This window comes from Gramella sp. AN32, from assembly GCF_023718305.1.
In the GTDB taxonomy this organism is placed as follows: domain Bacteria; phylum Bacteroidota; class Bacteroidia; order Flavobacteriales; family Flavobacteriaceae; genus Christiangramia; species Christiangramia antarctica.
Window position 1 is genome coordinate 77,758 of sequence record NZ_QEYO01000008.1, and the last position, 15,515, is coordinate 93,272.

General features: G+C 35.4%; 14 protein-coding genes and 1 riboswitch. Of the genes, 5 read left to right on the forward strand and 9 right to left on the reverse strand.

Translation table 11 applies throughout. The annotated features are described in order from the left end of the window. Positions 1 to 69: 69 nt before the first annotated feature. Both DHD80_RS10755 and DHD80_RS10760 read left to right on the forward strand, forming a co-directional pair. Entirely contained in the window at positions 70 to 1,887 is a 1,818-nt protein-coding gene (locus DHD80_RS10755; RefSeq protein WP_251741177.1) for a DEAD/DEAH box helicase, read from the forward strand. Between the two features lie 74 nt (positions 1,888 to 1,961). Beyond that, positions 1,962 to 2,714 carry a carboxypeptidase-like regulatory domain-containing protein gene (locus DHD80_RS10760; RefSeq protein ID WP_251741178.1) on the forward strand — a complete coding sequence of 251 codons (753 nt, stop codon included), beginning with the start codon at positions 1,962 to 1,964 and terminating at the stop codon, positions 2,712 to 2,714. On the opposite strand, the gene DHD80_RS10765 is transcribed toward DHD80_RS10760, so the two are convergent. Together DHD80_RS10765 and DHD80_RS10770 are read right to left on the reverse strand one after the other, a co-directional pair. Beyond that, positions 2,711 to 3,241, reverse strand: coding sequence for an SRPBCC family protein (locus DHD80_RS10765; RefSeq protein ID WP_251741179.1), 531 nt, complete (start codon positions 3,239 to 3,241; stop codon positions 2,711 to 2,713). The two genes, DHD80_RS10760 and DHD80_RS10765, sit on opposite strands and share 4 nt — an antisense overlap. Positions 3,242 to 3,275: 34 nt before the next feature. Further along, a complete protein-coding gene (locus tag DHD80_RS10770) occupies positions 3,276 to 3,929 on the reverse strand; it encodes an RNA methyltransferase (protein ID WP_251741180.1) in 654 nt (217 codons plus the stop codon). A 193-nt stretch (positions 3,930 to 4,122) separates the two neighbouring features. On the opposite strand from DHD80_RS10770, the gene DHD80_RS10775 reads away from it, so the two are divergent. Both DHD80_RS10775 and purB read left to right on the forward strand, forming a co-directional pair. Further along, positions 4,123 to 4,803, forward strand: coding sequence for an NAD-dependent deacylase (locus tag DHD80_RS10775; protein WP_251741181.1), 681 nt, complete (start codon positions 4,123 to 4,125; stop codon positions 4,801 to 4,803). Between the two features lie 164 nt (positions 4,804 to 4,967). Then, positions 4,968 to 6,305: an adenylosuccinate lyase gene (gene purB / locus DHD80_RS10780; RefSeq protein WP_251741182.1), complete on the forward strand. Its 1,338-nt coding sequence runs from the start codon at positions 4,968 to 4,970 to the stop codon at positions 6,303 to 6,305. Positions 6,306 to 6,358: 53 nt separating this feature from the next. On the opposite strand, the gene DHD80_RS10785 is transcribed toward purB, so the two are convergent. The 4 genes from DHD80_RS10785 to DHD80_RS10800 are packed head-to-tail and all read right to left on the reverse strand — an operon-like array spanning position 6,359 to position 8,462. Further along, positions 6,359 to 6,997, reverse strand: coding sequence for a DUF4252 domain-containing protein (locus DHD80_RS10785; protein WP_251741183.1), 639 nt, complete (start codon positions 6,995 to 6,997; stop codon positions 6,359 to 6,361). Further along, positions 6,978 to 7,505 carry a DUF4252 domain-containing protein gene (locus DHD80_RS10790; RefSeq protein ID WP_251741184.1) on the reverse strand — a complete coding sequence of 176 codons (528 nt, stop codon included), beginning with the start codon at positions 7,503 to 7,505 and terminating at the stop codon, positions 6,978 to 6,980. The genes DHD80_RS10785 and DHD80_RS10790 overlap by 20 nt, the downstream gene beginning before the upstream one ends. Positions 7,506 to 7,516: 11 nt before the next feature. Further along, positions 7,517 to 7,966 (reverse strand): hypothetical protein, encoded by a 450-nt coding sequence (locus tag DHD80_RS10795; protein ID WP_251741185.1) that lies wholly within the window; start codon positions 7,964 to 7,966, stop codon positions 7,517 to 7,519. Next, the gene (locus DHD80_RS10800; protein ID WP_251741186.1) at positions 7,947 to 8,462 is read right to left on the reverse strand and encodes a sigma-70 family RNA polymerase sigma factor; all 516 of its coding nucleotides are present in this window, start codon (positions 8,460 to 8,462) and stop codon (positions 7,947 to 7,949) included. The genes DHD80_RS10795 and DHD80_RS10800 overlap by 20 nt, the downstream gene beginning before the upstream one ends. A gap of 133 nt (positions 8,463 to 8,595) precedes the next feature. Here DHD80_RS10800 and DHD80_RS10805 point away from each other — a divergent pair, with 133 nt between their 5' ends. Beyond that, positions 8,596 to 10,122: a S41 family peptidase gene (locus DHD80_RS10805; RefSeq protein WP_251741187.1), complete on the forward strand. Its 1,527-nt coding sequence runs from the start codon at positions 8,596 to 8,598 to the stop codon at positions 10,120 to 10,122. A 526-nt stretch (positions 10,123 to 10,648) separates the two neighbouring features. Here DHD80_RS10805 and DHD80_RS10810 read toward each other — a convergent pair. From DHD80_RS10810 to DHD80_RS10820, 3 genes are read right to left on the reverse strand one after another with little or no spacing between them, the layout of a single operon-like run. Then, positions 10,649 to 11,713, reverse strand: a complete 1,065-nt coding sequence (locus tag DHD80_RS10810) for a DUF5074 domain-containing protein (protein ID WP_251741188.1) — start codon at positions 11,711 to 11,713, stop codon at positions 10,649 to 10,651. 19 nt (positions 11,714 to 11,732) lie between these two features. Further along, complete coding sequence (locus tag DHD80_RS10815; protein WP_251741189.1) at positions 11,733 to 13,352, reverse strand: MAC/perforin domain-containing protein; 1,620 nt, start codon at positions 13,350 to 13,352, stop codon at positions 11,733 to 11,735. Between the two features lie 3 nt (positions 13,353 to 13,355). Then, complete coding sequence (locus tag DHD80_RS10820; RefSeq protein ID WP_251741190.1) at positions 13,356 to 15,188, reverse strand: TonB-dependent receptor; 1,833 nt, start codon at positions 15,186 to 15,188, stop codon at positions 13,356 to 13,358. A 31-nt stretch (positions 15,189 to 15,219) separates the two neighbouring features. Then, a riboswitch (cobalamin riboswitch) is annotated at positions 15,220 to 15,492 on the reverse strand. Positions 15,493 to 15,515: the final 23 nt, after the last annotated feature.

Sequence of the window (15,515 nt, forward strand, 5' to 3'; positions counted from 1 at the left end):
TTTAAGTATGTCGATTCGCTTCTTATGTAACACTTACAGAACATAATCGAATACTTACTTAAGAAACGAATGAACGCATTCCAAAAACTTGGACTTGACGCAGACTTGCTGAAAGCCATTAAAGACATGGGGTTTGAAACTCCAAGCGAAGTACAGGAAAAATCAATCCCCATTTTATTAGAACAGGAAACCGATTTGGTTGCCCTGGCCCAAACAGGGACAGGTAAAACGGCCGCCTTTGGTTTCCCGCTTATCCAAAAAATTGACAGCAATTCCAGAAAAACACAGGCTTTAATCCTATCACCAACCAGAGAACTTTGTTTACAGATCACCAATGAGATCAAAAACTACTCCAAGTATAAATCTATGAATGCGGTAGCGGTTTATGGGGGAGCAAGTATTACCGATCAGGCCAGGCAAATTGAACGAGGCGCACAAATTATCGTTGCCACTCCGGGACGTATGCAGGATATGATTAGAAGAAGACTGGCGGACATTTCAGGAATACAATACTGCATTCTTGATGAAGCCGATGAAATGCTTAATATGGGTTTTTATGAAGATATTAAAACCATTTTATCCCATACACCCAAAGAGAAAAAAACCTGGTTGTTTTCTGCTACCATGCCAAAAGAAGTAGCGAAAATTGCCAAAAAATTCATGACAGATCCTGTTGAGATTACGGTAGGATCAAAAAATATGGGCACCGATAATGTTTCTCATGAATATTACCTGGTAAACACCAGAAATCGCTATGATGGGTTAAAAAGACTTGCAGATGCAAACCCGGATATCTTTTCAGTGATTTTTTGTCGTACCAAAAGAGATACCCAAAAAGTAGCCGAAAAATTGATCGAAGATGGTTATAATGCCGCAGCGATTCACGGAGATTTGAGTCAGAATCAGCGGGATTTAGTGATGAAAAGTTTTAGATCGCGTCAAATCCAGATGCTTGTCGCTACAGATGTTGCCGCACGTGGAATTGATGTTGATGATATTACGCACGTAATCAACTATCAATTACCTGATGAAATTGAAACCTATACGCACCGTAGTGGTAGAACAGGAAGAGCAGGTAAGAATGGTGTTTCTATGGTAATCGTTTCCAAAAGTGAAGTGAGAAAGATTCGTACCATTGAAAAAATGATTCAGCAAAGTTTTATCCAAAAGGAAATTCCTGATGGAATGGAAATTTGTAAAACACAACTTTTCCATTTAGCCAACGATATCAAAAAAACAGAAATCAATCATGATATCGATCCTTATTTACCAACCATCAATGAAGTGCTCGAAGAATTCTCTAAGGAAGAATTGATCAAAAAATTCTTTTCAGTAGAATTCACCCGTTTCTACAATTATTATAAAAGTGCTCCGAATCTAAGTGTGGATTCTTCCGGAGCAAATTACTCTGCTGAAGGCAATACACGTTATTTCATTAACGTTGGTACTAAAGATGATTTCGATTGGATGAGTTTAAAAGACTTCCTTAAAGAAAATCTTGACCTTGGAAAAGATGATGTTTTTAAAGTAGATGTAAAAGCGAGTTTTTCTTTTTTTAATACCGATGAAAAACATAAAGATCTTGTTTTGAAAACCTTTAGTGAATTTCAACAAAATGGAAGATACATTAATGTTGAAGTTACCAAGGAGAAAGAAGGTCGCAGCCGTGGTGGCGGTGGCGGACGCCGAAGAGGAAGTGATTCCAGAGATTCCGGTTCAGATGATCATCGTGGTGGAAGCCGTAGAAGAACTTCAGGAAAAACCGGAGGTTCAGGAAAAAGGTTTTCAGATAAATCATCAGACAGAGGAGAGAGAAAAGGAAAGAGAAAAGGATCCCGTGAAAAGAATATTGAAAATTCTATAAAAAGAAGACGATCTAATAATTAATCCGTAAAATATAGAAATCAATAAGTTTGGCATTGTTTTTTATTAGGATTTAATATTTTAGGCCTCACGTTACTATGAAAAACACCATTTTTATCTTTTTCCTGCTTTTTATATCTGCAGCATCTGCCCAGGATGTCGTATCCGGTACTGTGATGAATGCTGCTAATGATGTTGAAATCGAAAACGTTCACATTGTAAACCTTAATCAGGTAAAAGGAGCGGTAACCGATGAAAATGGTGAATTCAAATTACAGGCAACGGTTAACGACACCCTTTACTTTTCTTACCTTGGGTTTCGATCTATTCGTGTTCGGGTGACCAATGACTGGTTAAAATATGGGAATGTTAAAGTAAAAATGACTGAACTTGGTTTTGCCCTGGAAAATATTGACGTTACCGCTAATAATCTAACCGGTTATCTCGAAATTGACGCCAAGAATATTCCCATTTATGATAATTATCGCTACAGTATTTCGGGTCTCAATTCCGGATATGAAGGTGGGGATGGTTCTCCTAGCGCTGTTACAAAAACATTACGAACACTTTCCAATCCTGCAGATCTGGTGTATAATATCTTCGGAAACAGGCCGCGACAAATGCGGAAACTTCGAAAAATGAAAGAAGATGATAATATTCGAAGTTTGCTTCGAAATAAATTCGACAGGGAAACCTTAATGGCATTGCTTCAGGTAAATAAAGCTGAAATTGATGAAATTCTGAATAATTGCAGCTATTCCGAAGATTTCATGAATACTGCGAATGACCTTCAAATCCTTGACGCGATAAGCAGTTGCTATGAAGAATATAAAGTGCTAAAAAAGAATTAATTGGATTCGAGGATTGTTTTTAGATTTCTCAGTCCTTTTTCAAAATTCTCTCCTAAAAGCTTTTCCGGGGAATAAATTATAGAAAGTATCGTTAAGGGGAATGCAAGATTTCCTTTGGCTCCCCAAACCATTTTAGTTTTTTCAGGTTCAATATCTTTTATCCCAAAATAGGTAAGCACATTTACCTTTACCGGTTTAATAAAAAGCAATCGGGTTTCTAAAATCCTACCTTGTTTTGCCTTTATTATTCGCTGGATCCCCTCACCTACTTTAGAATTTCCTTTCCAATAGAAACTACTGTCCACCTTTCCATCCTGGCCTTTATATTTCATAATGGCATGGTGGTCTCTCTCAAACCATGGATTCCAATAAGGCTGATTTTTTAATTGCCGAACAAAATTATAAACTTCTTCCCTAGGCTTATTGATGACAACAGTTCGGGAGATATCGTACTCCTTCTTCGCCCAGGCATGAAGGAAGGCAAAAAAGGTTATTACAGCAATGATGAGGTAAAAGAATAATGTCATTTTTCTTCGTTAGGGCTCGAAAAGTTACGAATAATTACGAATTTTTATAGCGATGGATTATTTCTTCTGAGTTTTTAATACATTTTTTTGTCCATTGCCATTCAAGTTCTATTTTTTCTTCTTCGGAAAGTTGCCATTTAAGCTTAGATCTTTTCAATTTCTGGGTGAGACTATTCAGAAAGATTGCCGCAGATACTGAAATATTTAAACTTTCAGTAAAGCCTACCATAGGAATTTGTAAAGTATGATCTGCCGCTTCAAAAACCTCATCAGACAGTCCTTGTTGTTCTGTTCCAAAAAACAAAGCAATAGGCTTTTCAATTTTAAAGTCCTCTAATAATCCGGAATTATGGTGAGGGCTGGTTGCTACAATGCTGTAACCTTTATTTCTTAACACGCCGATGCACTTTTTAGTTGAATTATACCTGTTAACATCTACCCATTTTTGAGCCCCCATGGCGATTTCTTTGTCTATCCTCTGGGGTTTTCGCTCTTCAACGATATGAACATTTTGAACCCCAAAAACATCGCAACTTCTAATGACCGCGCTGGTATTATGCAATTGGTAGACATCCTGGGCGACAATCGTTAGATAATTAGTTCTCTCCGCAATCACTTTTTGAAAGAGCGCACGTCTTCGAGGAGTTAAATATTCCTTTAAATACTCTAACAATTTTAGGTCTTGCATATCGTGCGTAAAAATAATCAAAGCATTATTTCCACCGCAATATTTCCGAGCAGGAAATAAAAAGAAATTCAAATCAAATTCTTAACTTTTTAAAAAAATAAAATGTAACTCTGATTTTTAGTGTTATAAGATTCTTAAGCAAGTTTAGAATGACGTCCTTTATTATACTTTACGGACAATCAAAAAATAAAAAATGAAGAATGTAGTTGTTCTAACCGGTGCGGGAATTAGTGCAGAAAGCGGCATAAAAACATTTAGAGATGCCAACGGGTTATGGGAAGGTTATGATGTCATGGAAGTGGCAAGTCCCGATGGCTGGAATAAGAATCAGGAGCTGGTTTTGGATTTTTATAACCAGAGGCGAAAACAATTGTTGCAGGTTGAACCTAATGCCGCCCATAAAGCCCTGGTTAAATTAGAAGAAAAATTTGATGTACAAATAATTACCCAGAATATTGATGATCTTCATGAACGCGCCGGAAGTAAAAATGTCACCCATCTTCATGGAGAATTATTAAAGGCACGAAGTACTTTTGATGATGAATTGGTCCTGGACTGGAAGAAAGATATTAAGCTGGGCGATTTTTGCGAATATAACTTCCAGTTACGGCCACATGTAGTGTGGTTTGGGGAAGCAGTGCCCATGTTCCAAAAGGCTGCTGAAATTTCTGCAGAAGCAGATGTAATTCTAATAATTGGCACCAGCATGCAGGTATATCCTGCAGCGAGCCTGATAGATTTTGCCTCAGATTCTACCCCCATTTATTTTATCGATCCAAAACCGAATGTCTCCGCACGCGGAAGGATAGAAATTATCGAAAAAAAAGCCGTGGAAGGTGTGCCGGATATTGTCGATCTATTACTTCAGGAATGAGCACAGGATTAATCTTTAAGTAATATATTAATAAGTAAAAATTTCAAAAACTCAACTTGCGACTATATCTCCAGGACTTTAAAAAATTCTAAGGAATTTATAAAGATACTTTCCGAAGCGATTCGTAAAAAGTATCTTAGCGCTTTAATTTTAATCATCTAAAAATGACCTCTCTTTCAGCAATTTCACCAATCGATGGCCGCTATAGTTCCAAAGTTAAGAATCTCTCTAATTATTTTAGCGAGGAGGCTTTGATCAAATATCGCATTAAGGTAGAAGTTGAATATTTTATCGCCCTATGTGAGTTTAAATTACCTCAACTTAAAGAAGTTGACAAAGCAAATTTTAAAGAGCTTAGAAAATTATATGAAAATTTCACCCCTATTGATGCCCAGGCAATCAAGGAAATTGAAAAGATCACTAATCATGATGTAAAAGCAGTTGAATACTATTTGAAAAAGGAATTTGACAAACTTGGAATGGAAAATTTTAAAGAATTTATCCATTTTGGGTTAACGTCCCAGGATATTAATAATACCGCGATTCCGCTAAGTATTAAAGATGCCGTAAAAGAAGCCTATTTACCTGAATTAAAGTTGATCATTGACAAGCTTGATGCGCTCAGTGAAGAATGGAAAGATGTTCCATTATTAGCCAGGACCCACGGGCAGCCTGCTTCCCCCACCCGCTTAGGTAAAGAGATAAAGGTATATTCGGAACGGATTAAACAACAATTAAAAAGTTTAAAAGAGATTCCCAATGCTGCAAAATTTGGCGGTGCCACCGGGAATTTCAACGCGCATCACGTAGCATTTCCACAGAAAAACTGGGAGAAATTTGGTAAAAAATTCGTTGAAACGAATTTAGGTTTACATCATTCCTTTCCTACTACACAAATCGAGCATTATGATCATGCCGCTGCCTTGTTTGATGCCTTAAAACGGATCAATACGATCCTACTCGACCTTGATCGCGATATTTGGACGTATGTAAGCATGGATTATTTCAAGCAAAAAATAAAAAAAGGAGAAATTGGTTCTTCCGCAATGCCCCATAAAGTAAATCCTATCGATTTTGAGAATAGTGAAGGAAATTTGGGAATGGCAAATGCTATTTTTGAACATATGGCGGCAAAACTTCCTGTTAGCAGGTTACAACGTGATCTAACCGACAGTACCGTGCTTAGAAACGTTGGCGTGCCTTTTGGCCATACCATTATTGCATTTAAATCTACGCTGAAAGGGCTCAACAAATTGTTATTGAATCAAGAAAAGCTTAAAAAAGATCTTGATGATAATTGGGCGGTAGTTGCCGAAGCTATTCAAACAATTCTTAGAAGAGAGGCTTATCCAAAACCTTATGAAGCTTTAAAAGGACTTACCAGGACTAATGTTGCCATAACGAAATACAGCATTGCTGAATTTATTGAAACCCTGGAAGTTGATGAGGAAATTAAGGAAGAATTGAGAAATATTAGTCCGCATAATTATACCGGAATTTAAACAAAAAGGCCCCGGAAAAATCCGGGGCCTTTTCTTTCAACTAATTAAATATATTAATCCACTTCAAAATTATCAACTTCCTGAATACTGTCTTTCATAAATTCATGGGAAGTTGTGGACGAATCTATTTTCACATTTTTTCCGAAAATTCCGGCAATATCTTTTAATCCGCTAACATTAATATTTTTTCCATCCAGATTTTTAAGCATCTTGGCAATTTTTGCAGGATTCATATCATCTCCTAAAATTCTGGCAATCCCTAAACCTTTTTCATTGTCGTAGCCGTAAACTATTAACTCTTCAATGGCATCATCATCTCCTGTGAAATACAAAGCGGCTTTTTTATCTCCTCCACCGTATTTCATCAATAACTGATACTTTTCATCGGTAAATATCTCATTCAATTTTTCCTTTTCTTCAGCAAAACGAGCTGGATTATCCTCAGCTTTCATAGCAAGAACATTAATTTTCTTGATAGATTCTAACGTTTCCTTTTGTTCTGCATCCAAAGATTCAGCATTGGTGAACATACTTGTGGGAACATCCAGCGCTAAAAAGTCTGAATCTTCCTGATTCTCTACATAATACTTTTGCAAGGATTTATTATCGTTGCATGAAAAAAGCATTAACGCGGTAATAATTACTACTATGGTTTTAAGGTTGGTCATGGTTTTATGATTTTTTATTTGCATTTTTTAATTCTTCCGCACCGGGAACTTTAAGATCGGCCGTTAATTTTGACAACTGGGAAAGATCAATATCCCCGGTAATACTCAAAATAACCGACATGGGTTTACCATCGGTTTCACCGTCCAGGTACATAAAGAGTTCTTTTACATAATTGTCATTTTTGCCAGATACGGTGTAAAATTTAATATTCTTACCATCTTCATTTACCCGCATTAGTTCTTCCAAAGATCCTTTTTGAAGGTAACTTTTTACATCTGTGGCCATTTGTGATCTTACCTCACTATTAGAGGACTTGTAAATCTGAATTCTATCCAGGTTCTCAATTAGCTTCATATATTGCTGAGCTTCAGGATTGTCTTCAGAAAGTTCGACTTTCGCCAGCATTTTAAACATTTTACTGGTCATTACCATAGCATCTACATCCTTCATGTTCTCATACTTTTCAAAATTTTGAGATTGCATGAGAAATGGAGCCAGGCTCATTAATAGGGCAATAATTAATCGGTTCATCTTTATTGGGTTTAGTCTATTTGTATTATTCTATTTTTGGTGTTATTAAATTCCTGTAAATATCCCAGCTCTGCTGCTCCTTCGTTCATGAACGAGGAAACCATATCTAAGGCTTCCTTCGTTTTTTGATAGGTAATTTCTTCTTCAGAAGCGCTTCCCATATCATCACTGGTCAAGGAATAATCTGTCTGGAAAAAATATAAAATACCAAAGGTAATTACTAAAACTGCGGCGATCGCACTCCAGTTAATTGGGGAATTCCTTTTATTCTTTAATCGTAAAGGAGTTTCCGAGCGTTCTTTTTGCTGTTGGGAAGCAAAGGCAAAGATTAATTTATATGCCTTTAAATCTTCTGAAACTTCATGCTCCTGAAAATAAGTTTTCAGGATGTTTTCTTCTTTTAAAGAAGTCTCACCAGCATCATATTTATCAAGTAATATTTTAATTTTGGCTAATTCCATAATTATGTTTTTTAATAAGGCTTTCCCTAATCGCTTTTCTTGCCCTTGATAAAGACACCCGAATAGCCGTAGGGTTCATTTCTACTATTTTTTCTATTTCCTCGTATTCGTATTGTTCTATATCCCTTAGCTGAAAAATAATTTTTTGCTGTTCTGGTAATCCTGCTACAATTTTATTCAGCCAGTTCATCTCATCAAGTAATTCTACTTCCCGATGAACTGAGATATCATTGTTCTCATAGCTTTGATGTACTATCCTCAAATTATTGTTTCGCTTTGCTTTTAATTCATCAAGACAGTAATTCTTTGTTGTCGTCATGGCAAAGGCTTCAACATTGGCATAATCCTTGATTTTTTCCTTGCGCGTCCATAATTTAAGAATAACCTCCTGTGTTGCATCCTGCGCAGCTTCTTTAGAAGAAAGCAATCTTAATGCCAGACGATACATTTTATCCTTAACTGGATTTACAATATTTAAGAAGGTTGCTTCTTTCATGAAAATTGATTGGTTGGTAGTACCTTCACACTTTTACGACGATTGGGAAATAGTTTTGTTACATAAAAAAACCCAAATTTATTTTTAACGTATATATTTATAGAAAATTAATAACGCTAGTACGAAAAAGATTATGAGAAAAATTAAATTTTTATTCCTTATCCTTTTATCTGTAATGGTTTTTACAGCCTGCTCCAGAGAAGATATGGACGATACCATTACTGAAACCGAAGAACTACCTCCAGGCTCTACAGATCCAACTGATGGTTTAAGCCAGGCTGAATTACTGGAACTGGAAATTAAGGATTTTATCTGGAAGGGCTTAAATAATATTTATTTATATAAAGATGAAATTCCAGATCTTGCCGATGATCGCTTTACTACACAATCCCAATTAAACACATTTTTAATAGGTTTTGATTCTCCGGAATCGCTTTTTGATGCGCTCACAACAGACTTTGACCGTTTTAGTTTTCTGGTGGATGATTATGTAGAATTGGAAAATTCTTTCGCGGGTATCACCAAAACTACCGGAGCCGACTTTAGATTATATCGTTATGCCAATGGTAGCGACGATATTTTTGGAATAGTAAGATATATTATTCCTGGAAGTAATGCTGAACAAACCGACCTTAAAAGAGGTGATTTCTTTACCCAAATTAACGGGCAGGATCTTACTGTTCAAAATTATAGTGATCTTTTAGACAGTGATAATGTAACTTTTACCATTGCAACTATAGAAGGAAATACGATCACCCCAACTGGAAATACAATTAGTATTGACACCCAAACCTTAACCGAAAATCCTATTCTTATTCAAAAAGTAATTGAGCAAGATGGTCAGAAAATTGGCTATTTATTATACAATAGTTTTATTGCCGATTTTGATGATGAACTAAATGCCGCATTTGCCAATTTTAAATCTGCAGGGATTACAGATCTTGTTTTGGATCTAAGATATAATGGTGGTGGTCGTGTAAGCTCGGCGACCCGTCTTGCCAGTATGATCACTGGAGGATTTACCGGGAAGATCTTTGCTAAACAGCAATGGAATGATTATTATCAAAATCTATTTTTAAATAGTAGTAACCCCGGAAGACTATTTAATCGATTTGTATCTACTATAGATAATAATGAGCCTATCAATAGCCTAAATCTGGAAAGATTATTTGTGATTGGAACCGCTTCCACCGCTTCTGCCAGCGAATTGGTGATCAATGGGCTTAAGCCTTATATTACTGTGAAAACAATTGGAACGACAACGGTTGGAAAATCTCAGGCTTCAGTAACCTTATGGGATTCAGAAGATTTTGGAGATCAAAATAGAAATCCTAACCATAAATATGCTATTCAGCCTTTAGTATATGAATCGGTCAATGCAAATGATCAGAATGTGCCTTATGATGGGATTATTCCCAATGTAGAAATTTCTGAAGATATTCGTAATTACGGTGCTTTAGGAGATCCAAACGAACCTTTATTGGCGGCGGCAATCGCTGAAATTACTGGAAACAGGGCCTTTATTCCTGCCAGAGAAACCTGGTATGAAGAGTTTAGCGAATCTGGAGTCAACAACCCACTATATCAAAAAATGTATATAGAGTCGGTTCCTTCAGAAGGTGCTCAAAAACTAAAACTTGATTTACCGCTTAAACAATAATTAGGTTCCAAGCATAAAAAAACCTGCCGATCGGCAGGTTTTTTGTTTTCAGAATTCTTATTCCGTAAAATAAATACCATTCGGATTAATTCCCACATTATAAGTATTCACAACGCCTCCACCAAATAGATCATATACAAGCACTTTTCCGTTTCTGGTGAAATCAGCATTTGGTGAAGTTACGTAAGCTTGGCCGCCACTAATTTCAAATCCATATAATACTGCGGCTTCTTCTACGCTAAAAAGGACGTTTCCAGGAAGATTTTCAAATCCAAGCTCGTGTGTATAAACCTGTTTCCCAAGCGTATAATAAAGCTGTCCGTTGCTAAAACTTAAATTAGAAGGATGATTGGTCGTGTTGGCAAATTCTTTTGAAGAAACTTTTTCATTACTTGAAATATCTATTTGGGAAATGCTTCCGGCTGTCTCAGCATCAGCATAAGAAGTTTTTCCACTGGAAAGTACATAAAGCTGCCTCCATTAATGAGACAGCTTCTTTTTTTTGAATAAACTATGTTTAGGTTTCTTAGTTGAAATAAAATCCATTAGGTGCTACTCCGGTCTTAAAACCAGCGATTAATTCGCCAGAAACAGAAAAAATAGAAACGGAACCTGCGGAAGCAAAATCCCCGCCATCGGCTGTATAAATGTATCCATCCTTTACCTCAAAACCGTACATTTTTCCGTATTCAGAACTACTTTCATAAGTAAAAAGCGGCTCGTTTGGAATTTCAAAAACCTGGCCTGGCATACTATATACAGATGTTCCTGAAGTAAAATAAATAATGTTATTTTCTATTTCAAGGTTGGATACACGACCAATGTTTTCCGGTATTTCAATTAAAAATATGGCATCAGGATTATCTATATCAAACTTGTATAGATTTTGGCCTGATAAAGCTATTAACTCATCATTATAAATTTCAAAAGAATTCAATCCTTCCGGTGTATCAGGAGTTATCTCAAATAGTTTGATACTTTCTACGAAAGTCTTTGCTGATGGATCAAACACTTCAATAGAATTTCCAACTCCATAAGCGGCACCTTCAATATAAATCATGTCCTCATAAAGTTGTATTTCCGAGATTCTTGTTCCCGCTGTAATTTTATTTTCTACTTTGAAAGAATCGAGATCTATTATGGCAACATAGTCATCTTCATCAGTACTAAAATCAGCTACATTTGTTACATAAGCCTTCCCGTTCATCACCACACCGTAAAGTGGCACATTTAAATCGGAATCAATTTGATCTTTAAATTCAAGTGAATAACGATCTACTACCGTTATGAGATTAGAGCCACTAGAAATTATGTACGCATTCTCCTCATCAAAGAAAATAGACTGTATATAATTCCCAAGGTTCATACCTTCATTCACTTTCTCAAAAATTTCATTTTCTACGGAATTAAAATCCTGATTGATAAAAGAAAGAGATCCTGCCGATTGAGAGCCTTCATTTAAAACGATAACACCATCTCTGTAATCACTTGCTGCTTCTTCTGGATTATCTATAATTTCCTCATCTTTAGAACAAGAGTTTAAAAAAGTAATAGTGATTAATGCAAAAATAAATAGTTTAAAAATTTTCATACTTTCAATTATTCTAAAATTATAGTGCCACAACATTGTAATCTTTTAATTCATTAAATGAAATACTTTTTACATTCATATTTTCAACCCATTCTGTCATCCCATATGTATTCAATATATAATCATCATGTACAGAAAATGCGAATTTTCTTTCTTCTGAAAATATATATAACATATTATTCGTATTATCATAATTTTTGGACATTTGACTTAAATCGACATCAGCTATCGATGTTTTATACCGATCACTTAAATTGAACCATGGATTATGATCATTACTAACAAAATGAATATAAACTAAATTAAGATCAAAAAATTGATATTTTAAGTCCGCTTCATTTGTGGCATAAGCAAACATTCCATCTCTATCACCGTAACTGAAAACTTGAGAATAATTAGATAGCCTAATTAAATCACCAAACCTGGTTTTAAGAACTAAGACAGCGGGGCCAGACACGTTGGTATGTCGGACCCATCTGGCCTCCAACCGCGGAGTTTGTAAATCCATCAACGGGAAATTCCCTTGTAAATAATTATTCAAATTATGCGAAAAATTATCTTCTATAAGAAATTTTGAGATTGGAATTAAGCCACCATCATTTATATCCGATAAAACAGTCTTACTCCTATCATTTAAAGAGGATGCCCACTGAGAAAGATCTACATTAACATCATCAATATTTTTTGGTATAGTGAACGAACTCGAACCATAATCTCCCCCAAAACTCCTTATAGACGTGTTGAATTCAGTAATATTATTTGATAAAGCTATTGAACTACCATTTTCATTACCTATTCCGAATTCTGCTGATGCTCCAATCTCTTCAAAGCTATAAGAAGCACTTATTGAGCTATCCATAGAACTTTCAATCGTTTCAACAGAGGAACTAGCATTATAGACTCCTGTAAATAAAGCTTCGGCTTTTCCTCCTGAGGTAAAATCCGTAATTACAAAAGTTCCATAATTACTAACAAATTCTTTGTTTGAGGTATTATAAATCTCATCCAAAAAAACTTCATTTAAATAATTTTCTTTGATTTTGTCAAGCGTATTACTACTAGTTAGCAACTCATATGAAGCATCTCGAATAAAAACATTTACTTCTCCAAAAACCCTTTTACTTTCATTTGTCACCTGTGAAGTAAATGCTGATTCATATTTATGTTTAGCTCCTAATTCAAATAGACCTAAATCTATTTCAAAACCTGCAGATATTTTATCCGTATGTCTAGTTTTTTCTTCATAACGATTAAAACTAGAAAAGGAATAGCTTTTCGCAACAGAATTTCTTATTTGCTTCGATAAGTAATAGTCTGGATAATCAGAAATCAAATCTTCAATCTCAATTACAGGGAATTTTATACCATCTGGAGTTCCAATATCTCCTAGGCTTATATTGTATGATCTTCCTAAGTAATATCTTACATCAAGCAAATCAGAAGTAAATTCCGATTTAATATTATTTTCATTCCCTAAAAATTTAGACTTTGTAGAAAGAATAATTTTATTATTGGAACTTCTTTTTCTAAGAACAATGGTATCATTAATCAAAGTCTCAGATTCCTTAGTCCTTATTTCATCTTTGTTACATGAATAAAGAGTAATACAAATTAAAAAAATGGAGAATAATTTTCTCATGGATTAAATATTAAAAATTAAAAAAATTGAATAATTGATTCCCGGCATCCACCGGTCTTCGACGTTTTGATATTCTGTATTAAATAAATTATTTATCCTTGTTCCCAATTCCCAGTCCCAGCGTTTATCTATAGTATAAGCTAATCCAAAATTGGTTAGGATGTAACCCGAAAGTTGCTCGCTATAATCTGTCCTGGTATAAACAGATCCATTATAAAGTACTTGCAAAGAAGGCGTAAATTGACGGAATTGATAACTTAGATTCCCGGTCACTTTATGATAGGGTACATAAATTAACTGCTTATTGGTTTCAGGATTTTTAGAAATAGTATAGGCATAGCTTCCCCGTGCAGTTAAAATAGTCTCATTAGAAAAAGTTTTTCTCCAGTTAATAAAAGATTCCAGTCCATAAATATTGACTTTATCCTCATTTTCAGGATGCCAAATTCCATCGCTTCCCGGCAACCAGCGAATCATATCTTTAATATCATTATAGTAAAAAATGACTCCTGCTTCTACATTTTGAAAATTGAATTGATTTCCGAGTTCGGCCTGTAAAGATTTTTCTGGATGCAGTTCAGGATTCCCTGCAGAAGACCAGTACAAATCATTGTAAGTTGGTATTCTGAAATTCTTTGAAGCGTTCAATTTTAGGGTATAAAAGTCATTCAGCTTATAGTCTACCCCGAATGAAAATAAAAGCGGACTCTCATAATTTGACGTAATTTCTTTCCTTAATCCTGCTTCATATTGTAAATCTTCATTTATATAGTGTTTTCCAAGAAGTGCTGCTGAAAAAATATTTCTATCATTATCATCAAAACTACTTCCTTCACCTTCGGTATAGGTATTTTGAAGAACGGCATTGAAGAGAATTTCCTCATTTAGTTTATAATCAAGATCATACTTGGCGATAAAATTATTCGCGCTCCCGAAAGAAAAATTCTGAGAATCAATATTTGGATAATACTTATACTCCTCGCCAATGAAAGCCAGGCTTAGGGTTTGTTTAAAATCTATAAACCAACTATTCCACTCTAGTAAATTCCTAGTGGTAAGATCCTGATATTTAGTTCGGTTTTCTGAAGAACGAATCAGGGAGAAGTGGCGCTCTCCATCGTATATCTCGCTAATGATCTTAAGGATATTCTTTGAATTAAACCGGTATCCCAGAGCAATATTTACAACATTATTAAAATATTCGCCATTTAAGTTTTCAGTTCCATTTGGAAAATCATAATCATTGTCACTACTATTCCTGGATAAAGCTAAATTTAAACTCCACTTACTTTTCGATAATTTGAAGTTATACCGGGTGTCTATGGTATTGAAGCTTCCGTATTGTAAGAGCAGATTATGCTCCTTCTTATTTTTGAAGGAGATGGAATTGTTCAAATGCACACTCCCACCTATCGCGCCTGTACCATATACAACACTTCCGCCACCACCCCTAATTGAAATTTCGTTGTACCCGGTTGTATTAATAGTATTAAAATCTACCTGCCCATTCAATTGCGAATTAATATTAATCCCATTCCAGATCACTGCAGTTTGCGAAGCGGTAGTTCCACGAAAGGAAGGAGACGAAACCATTCCGCGCCCATTTTCCTTGAAATATATAGGCGTATTGAAATTTAATACATCTGTTAACTGCTGCTTATTTTTTTGCAGCAATGAATCTGAAAGCTCCGTAATATGCTGGCCTGTAGAGAATTTCTTGAGCTTTACATCGCTCAATCGAACCTCATCCAGCCAGTTAATAGAATCGTTCTGTGCCGTTACATTGAAGCAACCACAAATAAATAAAGCGAATAAAAGGTATATGTTTCTGTTCATAATCTGCCGACCTTTATCCCGAAAGTCACTCGATACTGGTTGAAATTCAGGCAGGTCTCCTGGCTAGCGTGCTGCAATATACCTTCCCGCCGAAATTGGCAGTGGTTGAAGAATTATTGCGGCCTTCCTTACGGAATAAGCTTACAGTTGCGGGAACAGCTCAGGTTTATTGAAGTTAGAAGTACGAGGTTAGAAGTATGAAGTAGTCCTAACTTCTAATTTCACATTTCACATTTCTAACTTCCCCTGATTCCCTTTTAATCCACGTATTTTTTTACGTTGAACCAAAACTTCGATGCGAAAATAAACAAATATGTTTATGGTTCA